This window comes from Clostridioides sp. GD02377 (assembly GCF_045899875.1).
Classification (GTDB): domain Bacteria; phylum Bacillota; class Clostridia; order Peptostreptococcales; family Peptostreptococcaceae; genus Clostridioides; species Clostridioides difficile_A.
This window is the reverse complement of sequence record NZ_JBJODA010000010.1, coordinates 130,071-149,284: the sequence shown is the minus strand read 5'-3', so window position 1 is coordinate 149,284 and position 19,214 is coordinate 130,071. Positions and strand designations below refer to the sequence as shown.

Here is a 19,214-nt window from a genome sequence, read left to right as displayed (position 1 = left end):
ATTTTTAGTTATATTTACAACAATTTAACCTAGAATAATCTTTATCTTTATATTATGTACAATAAAAAATAGAGATAAAAATTAGGAAAATAATACCAACCCAACTTTTTCTCTATTTATACTCTATTTAAAATACTCATCTAATCCATCTGCAACACATTGCATCATTTTTCTTTGATATTCTGGATTTGACATCATTTGGTCTTCATTGTAGTTACTCATAAATCCCATTTCTACTAATACAGCTGGAACTTTTGACCAGTTGAATCCAGTCAAATCTCCTCTTTGAACGATTCCATTAATTTGTATTCCAGCTTGTTCCATATTTTGTTTAATAAATTCAGCACATTTATTACTATCTTCATATATAGGTGCTGTATATTTTCCATCCTTTTCAGGAATTAATATGGATGCACCAGTTTTTGAAGAATTATTTAAACTATCTGCATGTATTCTTACAACCATATCTGCTTTTTTATCATTAGCAAGTATCGCTCTTTCTGAATTACTTATATTTATATCATGAGTCTCTCTAGTCATTATTACATTATAACCTTTAGATTCTAATATATTTTTTAAAACAAGAGATGCTTCCAAGTTTAAAACATATTCTGGTTTTTTTGTAGCAATACCCTCTGTTCCTGAAGATACTCTCGCTTTTTGAGAGGAAGAACCTGGAGCTACTGGTTCTAAATTGCCATCTCCTTTTCCCTGATGTCCTGGGTCTATACAAATTAAAAACTTTTTATTTTTTTGAGTTTCATTTTTATTATCTGATGATTTATTTTCTGATGACTTTTCCTTATTGCTTTTTGAATTTGATTTGTCTTTATCTTTTGTATTTTCATTTGAGTTTTTATCTTTATCTGCTTTTTCATTTGTAGTAGTTCCTGAACTAATTAAATTTGTAGTCTTGTAAAAATTACTAACAGGATTTGATGTTCCTATAATTATAATTCCCATGGCAATTATACAAGTAACTAACAATCTATATTTTTTCATGTTTTGCTCCTTTCTAATGATAGACAGTTATTATTTATTTTAATTTATATGAATATGTATCTATTTTATCATATACACTCTTTATTTTATTTATTTTTATGAAAACTAAGGTGTTATTGAGTCAGTTTTCCAAGCATTAAAAACTAATTCTTGCACAACATAATACAGAAGCAGCAAGAAAACTTCAATTCTATTATTAAAATAATTTAATAAGAAAGAGGTGTTTTATGCAACTTAAAAATTTTTATTTTAAAGATAAAGCTTTAAATAAAAGAACTAACTTAGCTAAGTCTAAATTTACAATTGTTTTAACTTTTTTATTTTTATTATATTTTTTCTCAAATAATTTAATTTATGCACAAAATTTACAAAAAAGTGAACCTGAATATTTAATACCAATTGGAAATGTACTTCAAATTGATGCAGAACTAAAAAATATTATTGTTAGAAATCCTGGTGAAGCATCTCCACTTAGATTAGGTGATGCAATAGTAAAAGTAAATAATGCTGAGATTGATGGATATAGTGACTTTGTAAATACCCTAAATGCTTTACCAGAAGAAAAACCAGTATCTATTTTATTAAATAGAGGTGGTCAACTTATAACAATGAAAACGACTAAGCACATATTAGAAAAAATTAGTTTTAATAATTTACTTTCTGGGTTTGCCACTTTAACATATATTAATCCAGAAACATCAGAATTTGGTGCTGTAGGTCATCCAATAAGTGTTGGCAGTGCAAGAAAGATACCTATTAAATCTGGTTCAATTTCTACAACTAAACATCTTAATATAGAAAAATCTTATAAAGGTAGTGTTGGATGTATAAATGCAAAAAGAGAAAATATTATTGGTAGTTTTACAGAAAATACTGATTTTGGAATAAGAGGTCAAATTAACAACTTTGATATTGCTAATTTAACAAAATATAAAGTAGCTTCTTTAGATGAAGTTAAAACAGGAAAAGCTCAAATAATTTTACAAGATAATTTTAATGAATGTAAAAAATATAATATTGAAATTATAGATATAGAAAACCAAAAACATCCAGAAAGTAAAAGTTTTAAAATTAAAATCACAGATAAAAAACTTTTATCTCAGACTGGTGGTATTGTACAAGGGATGAGTGGTACTCCAATAATTCAGGGTGATAAAATAATCGGAGCAGTCTCTCATGCAATTGAAAATGACCCAGCTGTAGGTTATGGTGTATTTATTAAGTGGATGTTGTAAATAATATAGATAAATAGTAATTTAAATATTAAATATATGATTAATAATATATTTGGTCTAAATGTAATCTATTTACACCATAGACCAAATATATTAAATATTTTACATAGTATAAAATATAATTTTTTATTGAAATTATATTAATATTATTTACAAAATTTTTATTTATAAACTACTTTTTCAAATTTATTTAAAAATATGGAAATTTATATTACTTATTAGCATTCTTTCCAGTGTTAGGTAAAACATTACCTAGATTTTTTTCTGGTATATTTACATAACTTTCTGGAACATCACCTACTATTATAGTTTCACAAATAGGTATTTGTGCTTTGATTTGTTTTGTTGAAGTTATAAGTGGTATTACTACTTTAACTTGTGTCTGAGCTTCTAAATATATTCTATGTCTTGTTTGATTGATACCTGACGATTCAAATTCCGTTTTAAAGTTTACTGATACCGTTCCTATAGGTTCAATAGAAACTTCAAGCCTAGGACCGTATTTGGCTAATATAGGACTTCCTAATGCTGTTCCTATAGGTATGTAAGAACTTGCTGTCTTAGCTTTTTTTAATTCATCCTGTATTTCTAAAGCTATTGCAGAGGCAATCTCATTCATCATTATAGTATTTGCTTGTATCATAGTTATTTTGCCATTGTTATCAAGCTGTATATCCATTAAATCTTCATAGTTTATTTTTCCTTCTACCATTTCAGCAACAGCTTTATTTATGGACCTATTTGCTAATTCAAGAGCTTTAGTTTCTGCCAACACTGTTATTGTTGGTCTTAAAGTTTTATCTATATATATAAAACTGCCTATAAATACAGACAAGAAAAGAATTAACAAAAAAATAGCTACAATTTTTCTAAATTCATTTTTCTTTTTTCTATCTACTATTCTATTCAAAATTATCCCCTCCTATTTATTTATATGTAGCTTTAGCATAATTTTTATAATATTTGTCAAAAATAAATAAAATAAAAATATAGACTTTTTAATACATTATGTTTATACATATTTACAATGTACAGAATATTATAGCAAATTCATTTTTTCTATTAATTACAAAACTACTCCTATTTGTGTTATAATATTGCATTAAGTAAGGAGGTTAAAATCTTATGAATAACGATAATGATAAAAATGGAAATAAAATTAGAAGAAAAAAAGTTAGCTCCTCTAGTAATACAAACAAACCAATTAATAGAAGTTCAGCTAACAAAACTCGTTCAACAAAAAACAAGAAAAAATCTAAAAAAAGCGATAAATTTAGAAAACTGAGAGTATTTGGTATAGTATTTTTAGTTTTACTAGTTGTTGGTACTGCTGGTACTGCTGGTTTAGTATTTGCATCACTAAGAGATGTCTCTCCAGTTACAGAGGCTGTCTTGGATAAACAGACAAACCAAACAACTACAATTAAATACGCTAATGGAAAAACATTATCTACAGCTCCAAGTGTAAATAAAAAGACACCTGTTCCATTAGATAAGATTTCAAAACATCTTCAACATGCTGTAATTGCAATAGAAGATGAACGTTTTTATGAACATAAAGGTGTCGACATTAAAGGTTTATTTAGGTCAGTATTAAAGACTCTTACAGGTACTAAACAAGGTGGTAGTACTATTCCTATGCAGGTATCCAAAATGTTGTTAACAACTGAACAACAAACTCTACCTCGTAAAATAAAGGATATCTACTATGCATATGAGATGAGTAAAACAGTAAGTAAAGATAAAATACTAGAAACTTATTTAAATAACTTTTTCGTTGGTAGAGGTCTGGCAGGTGCTGAGGCTGGTGCACGTGGTTATTTTGATAAGTCTGCATCTGACCTTACTATAGCTGAGTCAGCACTTCTTGCTGGTTCAACTAAAAATCCATCAAAATTTTCAGCTTATAAAACTTCTAAATTAGATGGAAGTGAAACTAAGGGTGATTTAGAAAATAAATTATTATTTTTTGTTAACACAACTGATGATGATTTAGATGACCCTACAAAAGTAGACTTTGATATGATTGAGAAAATAAATTCTTGGGAACTTATATCTAATGATACTTATAGACAATTAAAAGCAGGTACATTAGTTGTAAGAAAAGCTGTAAGTAATCCAGAAGCTAAGAAAAGACAAGAAGTTGTTCTAAAGAAAATGTTAGAATTAGGATATATAAAGCAAAGCGAATATGATGAAGCAATCAAAGCTAAAATAGAAATAAAATTACCTAAATCATCTGACAAAGTTTCTTCATCTGTAGAAGACCTTATTGAAAGTGAAGTTATAAATGCTCTAATGGAACAAGGACATACAAATGATGAAGCTCAAAACCTATTCTACAATGGAGGTCTAATTGTAAATACAACTATAGACCCTAAAATGCAAGATGCTTTAGAAGAAGAATATGATAAAAATAGCAATTTCCCAGGACATATGGTCGGTCCTGATGGAGTTAGTCAACCGCAATCTGCAATGGTAATCTTAGATTATAAAAATGGTGAAATAAGAGCACTAGCTGGAGGAAGAAATATAAGTGGTAGAAAAACTTTAAACCGTGCTACTAACCCTCATCAACCAGGTTCTGCTATAAAACCTCTGGCAATTTATACACCAGCTATTGATACTTTAAAAATTACACAAGCAACTTCTCTAAGTGATGCTAGAGGAGGATATAAATTTGAAGAGAATACTAAATGGAACCCAAGAACTACTACTGCTGGTCATGGTTCTATGAGTTTACGTAGAGCTCTTGCTAAATCTTCAAATACAATAGCTGTAAAAACTGCTGAGATGCTTGGAGATTCTTATGATGAATGTATAGATATAATGATGGACTACTTAAAGAACTTTGGTATAACAACTGTGAAGAATAGTCAGTCAGGAGCAACTGATAGGCAATTCCCATCATTAACACTAGGTGGTATGGCAAATGGTATTACTCCACTTCAGATGGCTGCTGCTTATGGTACATTAGCAAATCAAGGAGTTTATGTAGAACCATCAATTTTCACTACTATAACTACTTTTGATGGTCAATTATTAGTTAAAAATGCTCCTGAAGAACATAAAGTTGTAGAACCTGAAGTAGCTTATGTTGTTACAGATATGTTAGAAAGCGTAATTACTGAAGGTACTGGTGGTATAGCAGCACTTCCAAATGGAATGCCTGTAGCAGGTAAAACAGGTACTACAAATAGTGCATATGATGCTTGGTTTGTTGGTTATACACCTTATTATGTTGGAGCAACTTATATCGGAGATGACGCTGGAAGAAAAGATGATTCTGGTAACACTATAAAACGTAGAGAAGTTCCTCGTGGAAGTACTAGTACTGCGAAATTATGGGAAAAAATTATGTCAAAGATACATGCTAACTTAACAGTAACTGAATTTGAAGTTCCTAAAAATGTATATTTCACAAAAATTAATTTAGATGATGGAGGAAAGCAGTCTTCTGGCTCTAAAGCAGCATTTATTGAAGGTACTGCTCCTACTAGAGTAAGTTCTCAACCATCATCTGAAGATACAAAGAAACCAGATAACAATCAACAAGAAGAAGATAATAACAATAACAATAATTCAGGTAATAATGGTGGTGGCTCTACTCCTCCTGATAATGGTGGAAACAATAATGGTGGTGGCTCTACTCCTCCTGATAATGGTGGAAATAATAATGGTGGTGGCTCTACTCCTCCTGATAATGGTGGAAATAATAATGGTGGTGGCTCTACCCCTCCTGATAATGGCGGGAATAATAATGGTGGTGGCTCTACCAATACACCTGATGGTGGTGGTACCCCTGCAACTTAAGTTAACAAAAACTAAGATTTAAATAAAAATATAAGGAGTGTCTCATAGATAATTTTTTAAATTATCTATGAGACACTCCTTTTTTATGATTACATCATATAATTTATTCCTAGTTGTTAAAATATTCCATACAGTTTTATCACAAATTTATAGACCTGATTTTAATTACTGTATACCAAATGTCTGAAATCTATTTAATTTACCGTATCTTTTAATAAGCATTTCCCATTCTTCTTTATCATAGAAATCACACTTATTTCTACCAAATAGCTTAGCAACTTCTATTGCAAATCTGCCTGCTGAATCTAAATCACTAAAATTAGTTGCACCTGTAGCACATCCAGCAACAGGCACCTCTGTAGTAATCGCTACTCCTACTACGGGTGCGTCTATAGCTACAGCTGGTTGTAAAATACTATTTAAATGATATAGATTGTTTCCATATGGTGTTATATCTTGAATTGATAGTGGAAATACAAATGGAGCTTTCCCAGTCACAGTCTGCATGATATCCAAAAGATTGTCACTAGTTTTTAATATGTAACCTTCTTTAACAGTTGGTGATATTGCAAATCCTCTATTATTGATTATTCTATTTCCTTTAGTAGTATCTATTGAAAGTATTGCATCGCAACTATTATCAACTTCATTTTCATTCATAGTCATCATATCGATTGGTGAATCCATAAAAGGTGTAGGATGATGTTCTCTAGTTGGTGCATCTGGGCAAATATGAGTTGAGATTATAACATCTCCATCTAACATATCTCCCTTTCGTTGCATATCCAAAAGTCTTGCAGCAACTGCAATCGCTACTAATGCTCCATCACCATCTGATACAAAGCCTGTTACCTCTGGTCTTGCTCCAATCCCACCTAATCTACCTAAAATTCCAAGAGTAGGTGCATCTCCACCATTTGATTTACCATTCTTACCAGGTATTGTAAGTTTGACTAAATCTGTTGAACCTTTACTTGAAGACAATTCTTTAACTGTTACATCTACTTCACCATAAGATTGTAAATAAGACTTAACTTCTTCTCCATTAGCGGTTGCTTTATCTAAAATGTCATAAACCTCTATCACTTGTTTTAATATCATGTCTAATCTAATTTCCTTTCTTATATATATTTTAAAATTATATATTATTTACTTATATAAAACATCTACTCCACACATTGCTAACACCTTAATTGCTTTTATAAGCGCTACTCTGCCTTCTTCACCACCAGCTGCAACAGCAAATTCATCTGTATGAGTTGCAGTATCTTCCTTTAATTTAATATATGCTTGTATTGCAGGTATCTCATGAGTTAAATTTCCAGTATCAGTTGAACCAATACCTTGACTTAAATCTCTTTCAACATAATCCTCACCTAACACTTCGAAATTACTTCTAACTATATTCACTAATTCTGAATCATTTTTAATTTCTTTGTATACTTCATCTAATTGAACTATATCTACATTAGTTCCTGTAGAAATTGCTGCTCCTTTGGCACAATTTTTAAGCATATCACAAATCTCATTTAAGTACTCTATACTTAAAGCTCTTACATTAAATATAGCTGTAGATTTTTCAGGAATTATATTATGTATGCTACCTCCATCAGTTATAATACCATGTACTCTTGCATAATCTTTAAGATGTAATCTCATGCTATTTACACTGTTAAACAATGCGATTACTCCACTTAAAGCACTTTTTCCTTCCCAAGGATAAGCAGCAGCATGAGATGCCTTTCCACTAAAATCAAATTTTAAATTAACTTGAGCAAATGATATATCATCAGGCATTGAAGCATCACTTGGGTGTAAAATTAATGCAGCATCTACGTCTTTGAATACACCTTCTTTAATCATAGTTATTTTTCCACCCACTCTTTCTTCTGCAGGTGTTCCAAACACTTTTACAGTTCCTTCTATATTGTGTTTTTTCATTATTTCTTTTAATATGATGCCAGCACCAACAGAACTTGTACCTATAATATTATGCCCACATGCATGTCCCATCCCTGGAAGTGCATCATACTCAGCTAAAAAAGCTACTGTTTTTCCATTACCATTTGAATAAACAGCCTCAAAAGATGTCTCTAATCCTCCTACACCTTTAGTTACATCAAATCCATTCTCTTCTAATAAATCACATAATGCTTTTTGTGACTTATGTTCTTCAAATGCCAATTCTGGATTTGCAAATAAATAATCAGATACATTTTCAAATGATGTCTTCTTTTCTTCAGATAACACTTTTATTTCTTCTTTGATTTTTAATTTTAATTCATTCATGTTTACCTACCTCCTTAAAGCATTCCATTTAATCTTAAAACTGTTTGAGATATAAAGGCAGAACCAAAGTAAGTAGATGTCATAACTATAAATGATATAACTACTAACTTCCAGCTCAAAGTCTTTAATATATCCAATTGGTTACCTACAGAAATTCCTGCAAAGGCTAACAATGGTGTTACTGTAGACATAAAATTGATTTTACCTACATTAGTTGCTATAATATCTCCCACTGGTGATATTGGAAGTGATAAAACGAATGCAACTAAAGTAGCCCATGCAAAACCTGGTAAATTAGGTTTTTTAACGAAGTTCTTAATTATAATAGCAACTATAACTAACAAAAAACCAAATACACTTCCAATTAATAAATCCTTAGCCTGAGTCTTAAGTGCTATCATTTGTCCAAAGCAAATAATAATATATATAAACAGTACTATTTTTACCTGTTCTATAATAGTCTTAAAAGTCTTTTCCATACATACACCCTCCTTTATAAGTCATTACTTGTTTTTGTTTTTCTTCCTCTGAATCTTTCAATAATTGGAGCTACTTTACTATAATAATAATTGGCTACTGGTAAAGATAAAAATAACTCTATATATATTCCAGTAACAGCTGTAATCAAACCACTAGTTGCTGAATATGCTAAAATCTGTTCTGACATCTGTGGAACCGTATTCATTAATGATGCTGTTGCAGCTCCCATCATCGAACCACTTCCCATTCCTGATGCCATTGCTAAAGCATATGGATGAAATCCTAAAAGTACACCTACTGGTGCCAAAAATGAGAATAATAATGTCCCAAATATACTACCACTTATGTAAGTTCCTAATGTTCCTATACCTTCTGGTGAATTTAACCCATACTTATCTCCAATAATTCCTAGTGCTGTGTCACGACATAATGAAAAAGTACCTCCTAATGCACTTCTCCCAAGACCTAATGCAACTCCAACAGGTAATGCAATCAACATTGTACCCATATGACCAAATTCTTGTAATAAAAGTGCTGGTCCTGCTTGAAGTAATATACCTACTTTAGGACCTGCATTGATTCCAAACATTATTCCTAATGGATATAGTGTTAAAGACAACAAATATGGAGATACATTTATTTCATTATCCCCTATAAATTTTTTTAGAGCTGGTATAACTCGTCCTAATAAGTGAGGCGAAACAGCCATCCCTATAAAGATAGCCCATAGTATACTAAGTAAAGTTATATTAATACCCATAACTTTAAATGAAATAGGACCGATTAATTCCGCCAATATTGTGATTATAAAGGCTGCTATTATGGCATTTCTAATCCCTGCTTTTTCTTTCATTTCTATACCTCCTTGTAATTTTTATAATTTTCTTATAATATAATTGTTAGTGATTTTATTATATAACCTATCATTGATAATGTATAATATATATTATTCATCATTTTTATATACTTTTAGTTATGAATCAAAATAAGACATTGAAGATTCATGATATAAAACACAAATAATTTATTGAACTATATTATCTAAATAGTAAATTATTAACTAATCTAATAAAATTATTTACTGATTTTATGAAAACGTTCTAAATAAATAAAGGAGTACAATGTACTGATATACACTTACTCCTTTTAATTTCAATTCATATTATTTTTTAGATTAATTTATACAAACTATAATAATTCTAGTACATTTATGATATTTAAAAATTTACTATTTTATTCTTTTAACACTGTTTCGTATTATTAACCTTGGATATAGTTTTCTTGGAATATGTTCTGTTCCTTTTTTATTTATTATATTTACTAAACTATCTACTCCATTTTTTATAACTTGTTCTCTTGGGTCATCTATCGTTGATAAATGAGACCTAAAATATGATATTAATTCAATATTATTATATCCTATTATGGAAATATCTTCTGGTACATTTATACCATAAGTATTTTTTAATTCTTGTATTATAGAAATTGCTGGTACATCTTGTTGTACAAATATGGCTGATGCTTTTTTTATTTTATCAATATGCTTTTCTAATAGCTCAACTTGAGATTCAAAGTCCATTTTAGATTCAATAACCTCAGTCTTTAAATTTGCCTCTTCCATAGCATTCAAATATCCCTTTGTTCTATCTTCATGCATTTTTGAGCTTTTATCATCTGAAGTTACTGTTATTATATCCTTATGACCATGGTCAATTAAATGCTTAGTGGCTATATAACCACCATATACATTATCATCCCAAAAGAAATTGTCTACTTCTCCTACAAAAGATGGTTTAAAATATATAAATACATGTGGAAAATTATTATCTTTTAAAAATTCATACTCTTCTTTTTTTATTGATTGAGATACAATTACTAATCCATCTACCATTTGTCCATTAACCATTTTATATACATTACTGTCACCACTAATGTTATTATTAGGTTGTATTATAAAATCGTATTTATTAGTCTCAATAGAATTTATAGAACTGTCCATTATATCACTAAAAAACTTTCTAGTATCTTGGTGATTAAAATTATTTGAAAAGATTACCCCAATTCTGTTTGTTTCTTTTTTTGCCAGATTTCTTGCATTTACATTAAAATGGAACCCTAGTCTATTAGCCTCTTCTACTACCTTCTTTTTTGTTTTTTCAGATACATTAGGATTATTATTTAAGCACCTAGAAACGGTTGAATAACTGATACCTAGATTCCTTGCAATATCTTTAATAGTTACCATCTTTATCCCCTACTTCACTTCATTTTATTTTGATAATATAATACTACACTATGTTGTAAATAATTGTCAACTTCAATTATGTAAACGTTTCTTTATATGAAAAATAGGCAGAATCTGAAAGATATCTACCTATTTTATAAAAAGCTACTATTTTAAATTTTATTATTCTTTTAAGTAATATTTATGGCTTTGCTTTCGGTGTAAATACTACTGACATAATATATCCAAAGAATATAGCCGCTGCTATCCCACCAGCTGTAGCAGTTGTACCACCTAAGAAAATACCTAAAAAGCCATCACTTTGAATTGACTTTATTACTCCTGTAGCAAGTGAATATCCAAATCCTATTATAGGAACTGTTGCACCTGCTGCTGCAAACTTAACTAATGGTTCGTAAAGACCTAGAAAAGTTAAAACCACACCAGTTGTTACATATGTTACCATAACATATGGAGTTTGCATTTTAAAGTAATCCATCATTACTTGGGCTATTAAACATATAATTCCACCTACAATAAACACTCTTACATAGTCCATTAACATATATATCACTTCCTACTCATTTACTATTACTACTGCATGTGCAACACATGGTATTGTCTGCTTTTGTAGTGTACTTGTTGGTGACAGTAATGCTCCAGTTGATACAAGCATTACTTTATTAAATTCTTTTTTTCTCAACTTATCATATATATATCCTGCAAACACTGTAGCTGAGCATCCACATCCACTTCCACCACAGTGGACATCTTGCTCTTTAAGATTAAACATCTCTATACCACAATCAGTATAACATTTTGATATATCTAAACCTTTTTCTTTCAAAAAGTCCTCTGTTATCTGTTTTCCAAGAGTACCCAAATCTCCAGTAGCAATTATATCAAAGCTATTTGGGTCATCATTAGTATCTTCAAAATAAGAATATATTGTATCTATTGCTGCTGGAGCCATGGCTGGTCCCATATTATTACCATCATCAATACCTTCATCTATTACTTTACCAACTGTAACATATTTTATCTTAGGACCATCTCCATTAGGAGCTAATAATACACTTCCTGCTCCTGTAACCGTCCATTGTGCTGTCATTGGTTTTTGATTTCCAAGTTCTAGAGGAAACCTAAACTGTCTTTCTGCTGTACAATAATGGCTTGATGTACCTGATAGTACTAAATCTGCAAAACCACCATCTATAAGCATAGAGCCTATACAAAGACCTTCTGCCATTGTAGAACAGGCTCCATATATACCTAAAAATGGAATTGCCAATTCCCTTGCTGCAAATGATGCTGGTACTATTTGATTTATTAAATCTCCACCTAACATGTAATTTACATCTGTTAGTTTTTTTCCTGCCTTTTGTATAGCTTTTTGAGATGCAGTCTCTACCATCTTACTTTCAGCTAATTCCCAAGTTTTTTCACCATATAAATCATCAGTCATAATCATATCAAAATAGTCCTTTAATGGCCCTTCACCTTCTTTAGAGCCTACTATAGTTCCAGTTGATATTATTGTTGGTTTATTTTCTAACTTTACTGTTCTTTTTCCAATTCTTTTATTTTTCATATTTTCACACCTTTTTAATTTTACATTTTAATATTTAATTTTTTAATATCAATTGAAATCTTCATAACTATTTTCTAACTAACAAGCTTCATAGTTAATTTTCAACTTTTATAGCTATTTTGCAATTAATAGAGTTTAAATTAAATAAAAACCATCTAAAACATCTTAAAAATATAATAAATAATCCCACATAAAATAGAAGAACCTATTCCATAAACTAAAACGGGTCCTGCAATTTTAAATAAGTTTGCACCTACACCTAATACATAACCTTCTCTTTTATACTCCATAGCTGGAGATACTATTGAGTTTGCAAAACCTGTTATTGGAATTATAGAACCAGCTCCAGCTCTTTTTCCGATTAAGTCGTAAACTCCTAGTCCAGTTAAAAATGCCCCTATAAATATTAGTGTTATTGATGTTGCAGAACTAGCACCTAATTTATCAAGACCTCCAACTTTCATGTATAAATCATTTATTGCTTGCCCTATCATACAAATAATTCCACCTACAATAAATGCAAGTGTATAGTTTTTTAAATATGTAGGTTTTGGGCTTATTTGGTCTACATATTTTTTATAATTTTTATCCATACTAAACACCTCTCTAAAGTATTATTTGTTAATTTTAAAAAAATAAACCTATTATTTATTTTGACAGTTTAAAGTTTTATCAAAAAATAAAAAAGATGTCTCATAAAGAAAATAATTTATTTTCTTTTATAGAGACACCTTAATTTTTAATATTTTTTATTCTAATTGAGAAATTTTTAATCATAGTTTAAAAATCTAATATCAAAAGCTATTACAGTTTATTTAAGTAATATTTTTATTATCTTTTGTTATTTTATATATCATAAGTATTCTCACGATATATATTCTTTTAATTTAGATAACACCTTTTTCTCTATCCTAGATACTTGAACCTGTGATATATTGAGCATTTCTCCTATTTCACTTTGAGTCATATCTTCAAAATATCTGAGAACTATTATTTGACGTTCTCTCTTATCTAGTTTTCCAAGTATATCTTTTAATAGTATATTATCTACTACTTTTTCTTCCTCACTTTCTCCTTTCATGCTTATTTTATCAATAAGACATATTGGAGAACCTTCCTCTTCATGAATAACACCTTGTAAATACTCAACGTTGAAATTAGCTTCCATAGCCATTACTAAATCTTCTTTTTCTACATCAATTGCTTTAGCCAATTCTTCTATACTTGGTTCTCTACCTAACTTTTTGGTTAATGACTCACTTTCCATCTTGGCCTTTACAGCTATTTGCTTTAATGACCTTGATACTTTTATCATACCATCATCTCTTAAGTACCTCTTTATTTCACCTAAAATCATAGGTACTGCATAAGTAGAGAATTTTACATTAAATTTTGGGTCAAATTTATATATTGATTTTATTAAGCCTATAGAACCTAACTGAAATAAATCCTCTCTATCATATCCTATATTTAAAAATCTAGATACAACGCTCCTAACTAGACCTAAATTGCTTGATATTAATATTTCTTTTGCCTCTTCATCTCCATTTTGAACTTTGTCAATAAGTTCTAGAGTCTCCTCATGACTAAGAAGAGGTTTTTTTTCTTCTCTGGCAACAGTTACTTCCATAATAAAACCTCACTTTTGGACTTTATTTAGGCACATTTATTTTTTTAGACATTTCAATTCTAGTACCATTATCTTTTACAGAACTTACCTCTACATCGTCCATAAAGCTTTTCATTACTGTGAATCCCATTCCTGATCTATCAAGTTCTGGTTTTGATGTATAAAGTGGTTCCATTGCCTTCTCCACATTTTCTATTCCATACCCTTCATCTTCAACTATAATTTTTATAGTATTTCCCTCTATCTCACATCTTAAAAAAACAAATTTAGAACTATCTTCTTCATATCCATGTATTATAGCATTTGTAACAGCCTCAGAGACAGCAGTTTTTATATCCACTAATTCATCTACTGTTGGGTCTAATTTAGCTGCAAAGGATGCTACTATAACTCTTGCTAAACTTTCATTTTCAGATATTGCCGAAAATTTAACTTCCATAATATTATTCATCACATACTCCTCCCTACAAAGAACTTAGAGCTTCTTCATACGTATCATAAATGCCAATAATTTTATTTAACCCAGATAAATCAAAAATCTTCTTAACTCGTGAACTTATATTAATTACTGAAACTCGTCCCCCTTCATTAGAAATCTTTTTATATCTACCTATGATGACACCTATACCTGAAGAATCCATAAAATTAATATTTTCAAAATTAAATACAACATTTCTAACTTGATTTACACTTAATAAGTTATCTATTTCTTCCCTTATTTCATTGGCTACATGGTGGTCTAGTTCTGAGCACATAAATTCTATGTATAGATTCTTATGTTCTAAGGAATAATTTACCATCAAAATCCCTCCTTCAATAGTTTTGTAAAAATAGTAACTTTTAATCAATTCTATAATTGTATTTTTATTCCTTCAATGAAATTTAACTAGTTTTGTCGTATTATTTCTACCATGCTTTCATTGTATGTTACCTGACCACCAAAGTCTGATATGCCAGAGTCTGTCAAACTGTTTGGATTCCCATGTTTCTTCCACCAACCAACATACATTTTTACTATATAATCACCCACTCCATCGTCTATATTTATTTGTACATCTATTTTTGCTTTTTTTGAGTTTAAAGTCACAATGTCTTTATCCTTAATGCCTAATTGTTTAGCCATACTTTTATTTATATATGCTTGTGATATAGAAGTCTTGTCCATAAAGTGTTGACTAAACAAAGTATCTGCATGATGGTTAGTCAATAATCTAAAATAAGTATTTTCATTTTTCTCTTTTGTATTTTTAGATTTATGATTCTTATACACAGGTATTGGGCTTATTCCTAAGCTTTTTATTCGTTCTGAATAAAGCTCATACTTTCCAGATGGAGTCTCAAATTTCTTATCTTCCCAAGCAACAGGATTATGTATAGTGAAGTAGCTATTTTTAAGTTTTTCTATATTTAGATTTTTATCAAATTTTCTAAGTGGTTCAATTACTTTTTCTAGATATTCACTTTTTCTAACAAATGGATAATCTTTAATCCCCATCTTTTTAGCTAACTCCATAAAGAAATAGTATTCATCCATCAATTTATGTTTTGGTTTTACTGCTATTTCATTATAAGTTATATATGGATTAGTCATTGAACTATAGATTATATCTTCACTTTCTAGTGTATTTGTACAAGGTATAAACAAGTCGCATAGCGTGGCTGTATCAGTCATAAACATATCAAAACACACTTTAAATTCAATCTTTGAAAATACTTTCTCTAGCTTTACTAAATCTGGCAATTGATTCATCAGATTACTTTTGGTTATAACAACCATCTTTATAGGAACATTAGTTTTTATTGATTTATTTGATAAGTTATTTAATTCACTTGATACAAGATTTGTTTTACTATCTTTATCATCAGACCCATTTAATGTATCTTTTAAAGATTTCTCTATAAATTCACTAATATTACTTACATAAAACTCCCTATCTTCTCCATATGACTGGCTATTATAAGGGTCAGAGTTTAGAATATTTGGATAAACCTTATTGGCATAGTTTATACCTCCACCACTAAAACCGATTTGACCTGTTATAGCTCCTAAAGCATCTATAGCTCTTATTGTATTTCCTCCATTTTTATACTTCTGAAGTCCATACCCAAGATTTATAGTTGAATATTTGTTGGTATATAAATCAACTAGTTCTCTTATATCTTTCTCTTTAACTCCACATTCATTAATTAAAAAACTTAATTCCAATGAATGCAAATATTCTTTGTACTCCTCAAAACCAATAACATATGAATTTATATATTCTTCATCATATAATTTATCTTCTACTATAACTTTTGCCATAGCTATAGCTAAAGCTCCATCTGTTCCAGGATTTACTTTTATGTACTTATCTGCTATTTTAGCTGTTTTTGTATATATGGGGTCAATTACTACTATCTGTATTCCTTTATCTTTAGCCTTTTTAATTATTTGCATAGTATGAATTGTAGTATATGCTGGATTTTTTCCCCATACAAATATGCTTTTACTATTTAACATGTCTTCTATGGCATTACTTTTAGCTTCTCCAAAATCATACTTTTGAGCATGCATTCCTGCACTCCAACATGGACCACCCTTGTGCCTACTAACTCCTCCATAAAAGTTAAAAAATATATCTCCTATGTATTTTAATACAGACCCACTTCCATATTGGTCATAATGCATAACAGACTTTGATGTGTACTTTTCTTTATAGTCTATAAGCTTTTCTGCCATTATCTCTATAGCTTCATCAAAAGAGATTTTCTTCCATACTCCATCAACTTTAAGCATTGGAGTCTCTATCCTCTCTCTATGATTTAGTCTATCTAAATGAGCCAATCCTTTTTTACATATAAAGCCTTTTGTGTAAGGATGGTTTTTATCTCCTTCAATTTTTATTATGTTATTTCCTTTAATATAAACATTAAATTTGCAACAATCATGGCAATCTAGTGTACAGCCATGACTCAATTTTTTTATTGTATCCATAAAGTATCCTTCTTTCCTTATTAAGAACTATCATATTTCCTGTAATTTATTAAATTTTATATACTCAAAACTACTTTATATAAAACATAAATATATTTTATCAAATTAAATTTAAAAATACTTCATAAATATAATATTATTGAAAAATTCACTTCTAAAAACTAACTGACTTCTAATTTTGCTTGAATACTATAGTTGTTAATAATAAAAATAACCTTTCAATTAATATATCTCTGATATACATAAATTGAAAGGTTATAAAAATTTTACATAACTTGTCCACCAGTAATATTTATAGATTGACCTGTACAATATTCAGCTTCCTTAGAAGCGTAAAATGTAAGCATATTTGCAACATCTATAAATCTACAACCTCTTTTTAGAGGTACTTTATCTATATAAACTTGCTTAACTTCTGATTCAGGTATCCCCAATTTTACTGCATATTGAGGAATTAAACTTTCAAACATGTCAGAATCAAGTAAATTTCCAAGCATCAACGCATTTACAGTTATCTTATGCTCTGCTAAATCTAATGCCAAACTTTGAGTAAGACCCACTCCAGCAAATTTACCTGCTGAATATCCTGAATTATGCTTGCTACCTACTCTACCTGATTTTGAATTTATCTGTATTATTCTACCTTCAATGCCTTTTGATATCATAACCTTAGATACTTCTCTTGCAAATAGAAAATACCCATTTAAATTTACATCTACAATAAATTTAAAATCTCTATATCCAAAATCAGTTATTTTTTTACTTACAGCCACTCCTGCATTGTATACCAATAAATCAATCCTATCAAAATCACTTTCAATCTTTTCAACAGTACTTATAACCTGTTCTTCATCAGTGGCATTACAGCCATATCCTATGGATTTACAATCAAACTCTTTTTCTATTTCTTCAGCTACTTTTTTTGCATTATCTTCATTTAAGTCCGCAATAGCAACATCATAACCTACTTTAGCTAGATGTTTAGATAAAAATTCACCTAAACTTCTTCCTCCTCCAACTACTAAAGCTACTTTTCTCATTTTCATTTCCCCTTTTATATCACATTAGAAGCTAACTTGATTAGTTAAATTGACTTTTATCTATAATTTACTTATAATATGATTAGATTAGTTTTAAATTTTATTTTCTAATTATTTTTAGTATAGTACCTACGCCAATAGGTGCTATTTCTTTTTTTTCAAGATATAAGGTCCCTCCAATTGCTCCATCTTTTTCACCTGTAAACTTAAATGTTATATGACCTAATTCTGAAAGATTTTGATTTACTAACTCACCAACAGAGGTAATTTTATAATCAACATTATTTATTGATAACACATCATTCGTAAGTATTTCTTTTACTAAATTATTTTCAGAATGTATATAACAGTAATTTTCTAATTCTTGAGGAGCATTATCCTTGAAAGTCACAAACATGTTATGTTCTAAAAATTCATTTGCATTATCTCCTATTTTATTTATTTGGGTACTGTATATTAATTCCATATCAACTGAACCTTTCTCTAATTATTTATAAAGTATTCTTTTATTTATATAATCCAAAGCTTGCTAACCATGCTAGTAGAACAGTTGGTGCACCTGTTAAAAATCTAGAATATAAAACTGATGGAACTCCTACTTGAACTGTATCAGGTTCAGCTTCTGCAAGACCAAGCCCTACTGGTATAAAGTCACATGCTGCTTGTGAATTTATTGCAAACAGTGCTGGCAATGCTAAACTTGGTGGAATATTTCCTTTTCCTATTTCTGTCCCAACTAATACCCCTACTATCTGAGCTATAACGGCTCCTGGTCCAAGAAATGGAGACAACAATGGAAATGAACATATTATTGATAAAACAACCAGCCCTCCAACATTTCCTATTAATGGAGTAAGCAAGTTGGCTACCCAATTTCCTACACCTGATTGATTTATTATACCTATTAGGACTGCAACGAAAGCCATAAAAGGCAAT

General features: G+C 29.6%; 19 protein-coding genes. 2 read left to right on the top strand and 17 right to left on the bottom strand.

From position 1 onward, the window contains the following. Window positions 1–123: 123 nt before the first annotated feature. Window positions 124–1,002: an N-acetylmuramoyl-L-alanine amidase gene (locus Q3304_RS10775; RefSeq protein ID WP_054269424.1), complete on the bottom strand. Its 879-nt coding sequence runs from the start codon at window positions 1,000–1,002 to the stop codon at window positions 124–126. A 227-nt stretch (window positions 1,003–1,229) separates the two neighbouring features. Here Q3304_RS10775 and Q3304_RS10770 point away from each other — a divergent pair, with 227 nt between their 5' ends. Then, window positions 1,230–2,237 carry a SpoIVB peptidase S55 domain-containing protein gene (locus Q3304_RS10770; RefSeq protein ID WP_054276077.1) on the top strand — a complete coding sequence of 336 codons (1,008 nt, stop codon included), beginning with the start codon at window positions 1,230–1,232 and terminating at the stop codon, window positions 2,235–2,237. 211 nt (window positions 2,238–2,448) lie between these two features. Here the strand turns inward: Q3304_RS10770 and yunB are convergent, their stop codons facing one another. Continuing rightward, window positions 2,449–3,147 carry a sporulation protein YunB gene (yunB, locus tag Q3304_RS10765; RefSeq protein ID WP_054269422.1) on the bottom strand — a complete coding sequence of 233 codons (699 nt, stop codon included), beginning with the start codon at window positions 3,145–3,147 and terminating at the stop codon, window positions 2,449–2,451. Between the two features lie 215 nt (window positions 3,148–3,362). Here yunB and Q3304_RS10760 point away from each other — a divergent pair, with 215 nt between their 5' ends. Then, window positions 3,363–6,050 (top strand): transglycosylase domain-containing protein, encoded by a 2,688-nt coding sequence (locus Q3304_RS10760; protein ID WP_054276076.1) that lies wholly within the window; start codon window positions 3,363–3,365, stop codon window positions 6,048–6,050. Window positions 6,051–6,215: 165 nt separating this feature from the next. Here Q3304_RS10760 and Q3304_RS10755 read toward each other — a convergent pair whose 3' ends face one another. The 15 genes from Q3304_RS10755 to Q3304_RS10685 all read right to left on the bottom strand — a co-directional run bounded on the left by Q3304_RS10755 (window position 6,216) and on the right by Q3304_RS10685 (window position 19,204). Then, window positions 6,216–7,151, bottom strand: a complete 936-nt coding sequence (locus Q3304_RS10755) for a DUF1177 domain-containing protein (RefSeq protein ID WP_054269420.1) — start codon at window positions 7,149–7,151, stop codon at window positions 6,216–6,218. A gap of 48 nt (window positions 7,152–7,199) precedes the next feature. After that, window positions 7,200–8,339: a M20 family metallopeptidase gene (locus Q3304_RS10750; RefSeq protein WP_054269419.1), complete on the bottom strand. Its 1,140-nt coding sequence runs from the start codon at window positions 8,337–8,339 to the stop codon at window positions 7,200–7,202. A 14-nt stretch (window positions 8,340–8,353) separates the two neighbouring features. Next, entirely contained in the window at window positions 8,354–8,818 is a 465-nt protein-coding gene (locus Q3304_RS10745; protein ID WP_054269418.1) for a hypothetical protein, read from the bottom strand. Window positions 8,819–8,832: 14 nt separating this feature from the next. After that, window positions 8,833–9,672, bottom strand: a complete 840-nt coding sequence (locus tag Q3304_RS10740; protein ID WP_021383560.1) for a DUF3100 domain-containing protein — start codon at window positions 9,670–9,672, stop codon at window positions 8,833–8,835. 375 nt (window positions 9,673–10,047) lie between these two features. Then, window positions 10,048–11,064, bottom strand: a complete 1,017-nt coding sequence (locus Q3304_RS10735) for a LacI family DNA-binding transcriptional regulator (RefSeq protein WP_054269416.1) — start codon at window positions 11,062–11,064, stop codon at window positions 10,048–10,050. 181 nt (window positions 11,065–11,245) lie between these two features. Next, on the bottom strand, window positions 11,246–11,608 hold the full coding sequence (gene spoVAE / locus Q3304_RS10730; RefSeq protein ID WP_003418423.1) for a stage V sporulation protein AE: 363 nt from the start codon (window positions 11,606–11,608) through the stop codon (window positions 11,246–11,248). Between the two features lie 12 nt (window positions 11,609–11,620). Beyond that, on the bottom strand, window positions 11,621–12,634 hold the full coding sequence (gene spoVAD / locus Q3304_RS10725; RefSeq protein WP_054269415.1) for a stage V sporulation protein AD: 1,014 nt from the start codon (window positions 12,632–12,634) through the stop codon (window positions 11,621–11,623). A 155-nt stretch (window positions 12,635–12,789) separates the two neighbouring features. Continuing rightward, window positions 12,790–13,227, bottom strand: coding sequence for a stage V sporulation protein AC (gene spoVAC / locus Q3304_RS10720; RefSeq protein ID WP_003418420.1), 438 nt, complete (start codon window positions 13,225–13,227; stop codon window positions 12,790–12,792). 272 nt (window positions 13,228–13,499) lie between these two features. Next, window positions 13,500–14,264 (bottom strand): RNA polymerase sporulation sigma factor SigF, encoded by a 765-nt coding sequence (sigF, locus tag Q3304_RS10715; protein ID WP_054269414.1) that lies wholly within the window; start codon window positions 14,262–14,264, stop codon window positions 13,500–13,502. Between the two features lie 22 nt (window positions 14,265–14,286). Next, the gene (gene spoIIAB, locus Q3304_RS10710) at window positions 14,287–14,715 is read right to left on the bottom strand and encodes an anti-sigma F factor (RefSeq protein WP_054269413.1); all 429 of its coding nucleotides are present in this window, start codon (window positions 14,713–14,715) and stop codon (window positions 14,287–14,289) included. 13 nt (window positions 14,716–14,728) lie between these two features. Beyond that, window positions 14,729–15,064 (bottom strand): anti-sigma F factor antagonist, encoded by a 336-nt coding sequence (gene spoIIAA / locus Q3304_RS10705; protein ID WP_054269412.1) that lies wholly within the window; start codon window positions 15,062–15,064, stop codon window positions 14,729–14,731. 86 nt (window positions 15,065–15,150) lie between these two features. Further along, the gene (locus Q3304_RS10700) at window positions 15,151–17,238 is read right to left on the bottom strand and encodes a molybdopterin-dependent oxidoreductase (RefSeq protein WP_407813852.1); all 2,088 of its coding nucleotides are present in this window, start codon (window positions 17,236–17,238) and stop codon (window positions 15,151–15,153) included. Window positions 17,239–17,504: 266 nt separating this feature from the next. Next, entirely contained in the window at window positions 17,505–18,278 is a 774-nt protein-coding gene (gene srlD / locus Q3304_RS10695) for a sorbitol-6-phosphate dehydrogenase (RefSeq protein ID WP_054269411.1), read from the bottom strand. Between the two features lie 100 nt (window positions 18,279–18,378). Beyond that, on the bottom strand, window positions 18,379–18,744 hold the full coding sequence (locus Q3304_RS10690; protein ID WP_054269410.1) for a PTS glucitol/sorbitol transporter subunit IIA: 366 nt from the start codon (window positions 18,742–18,744) through the stop codon (window positions 18,379–18,381). Between the two features lie 40 nt (window positions 18,745–18,784). Then, window positions 18,785–19,204 (bottom strand): PTS sorbitol transporter subunit IIB, encoded by a 420-nt coding sequence (locus Q3304_RS10685; RefSeq protein WP_407813854.1) that lies wholly within the window; start codon window positions 19,202–19,204, stop codon window positions 18,785–18,787. Window positions 19,205–19,214: the final 10 nt, after the last annotated feature.

Coding starts and splice junctions, on each gene's coding strand:
- spoVAC (WP_003418420.1), bottom strand. CDS start 13,227: ATGGATAAAAATTATAAAAAATATGTAGACCAAATAAGCCCAAAACCT.
- spoVAE (WP_003418423.1), bottom strand. CDS start 11,608: ATGTTAATGGACTATGTAAGAGTGTTTATTGTAGGTGGAATTATATGT.
- Q3304_RS10745 (WP_054269418.1), bottom strand. CDS start 8,818: ATGGAAAAGACTTTTAAGACTATTATAGAACAGGTAAAAATAGTACTG.
- Q3304_RS10700 (WP_407813852.1), bottom strand. CDS start 17,238: ATGGATACAATAAAAAAATTGAGTCATGGCTGTACACTAGATTGCCAT.
- spoIIAA (WP_054269412.1), bottom strand. CDS start 15,064: ATGGTAAATTATTCCTTAGAACATAAGAATCTATACATAGAATTTATG.
- Q3304_RS10775 (WP_054269424.1), bottom strand. CDS start 1,002: ATGAAAAAATATAGATTGTTAGTTACTTGTATAATTGCCATGGGAATT.
- Q3304_RS10690 (WP_054269410.1), bottom strand. CDS start 18,744: ATGGAATTAATATACAGTACCCAAATAAATAAAATAGGAGATAATGCA.
- Q3304_RS10685 (WP_407813854.1), bottom strand. CDS start 19,204: ATGGCTTTCGTTGCAGTCCTAATAGGTATAATAAATCAATCAGGTGTA.
- Q3304_RS10735 (WP_054269416.1), bottom strand. CDS start 11,064: ATGGTAACTATTAAAGATATTGCAAGGAATCTAGGTATCAGTTATTCA.
- spoVAD (WP_054269415.1), bottom strand. CDS start 12,634: ATGAAAAATAAAAGAATTGGAAAAAGAACAGTAAAGTTAGAAAATAAA.
- spoIIAB (WP_054269413.1), bottom strand. CDS start 14,715: ATGAATAATATTATGGAAGTTAAATTTTCGGCAATATCTGAAAATGAA.
- Q3304_RS10750 (WP_054269419.1), bottom strand. CDS start 8,339: ATGAATGAATTAAAATTAAAAATCAAAGAAGAAATAAAAGTGTTATCT.
- sigF (WP_054269414.1), bottom strand. CDS start 14,264: ATGGAAGTAACTGTTGCCAGAGAAGAAAAAAAACCTCTTCTTAGTCAT.
- Q3304_RS10770 (WP_054276077.1), top strand. CDS start 1,230: ATGCAACTTAAAAATTTTTATTTTAAAGATAAAGCTTTAAATAAAAGA.
- Q3304_RS10755 (WP_054269420.1), bottom strand. CDS start 7,151: ATGATATTAAAACAAGTGATAGAGGTTTATGACATTTTAGATAAAGCA.
- Q3304_RS10760 (WP_054276076.1), top strand. CDS start 3,363: ATGAATAACGATAATGATAAAAATGGAAATAAAATTAGAAGAAAAAAA.
- srlD (WP_054269411.1), bottom strand. CDS start 18,278: ATGAGAAAAGTAGCTTTAGTAGTTGGAGGAGGAAGAAGTTTAGGTGAA.
- Q3304_RS10740 (WP_021383560.1), bottom strand. CDS start 9,672: ATGAAAGAAAAAGCAGGGATTAGAAATGCCATAATAGCAGCCTTTATA.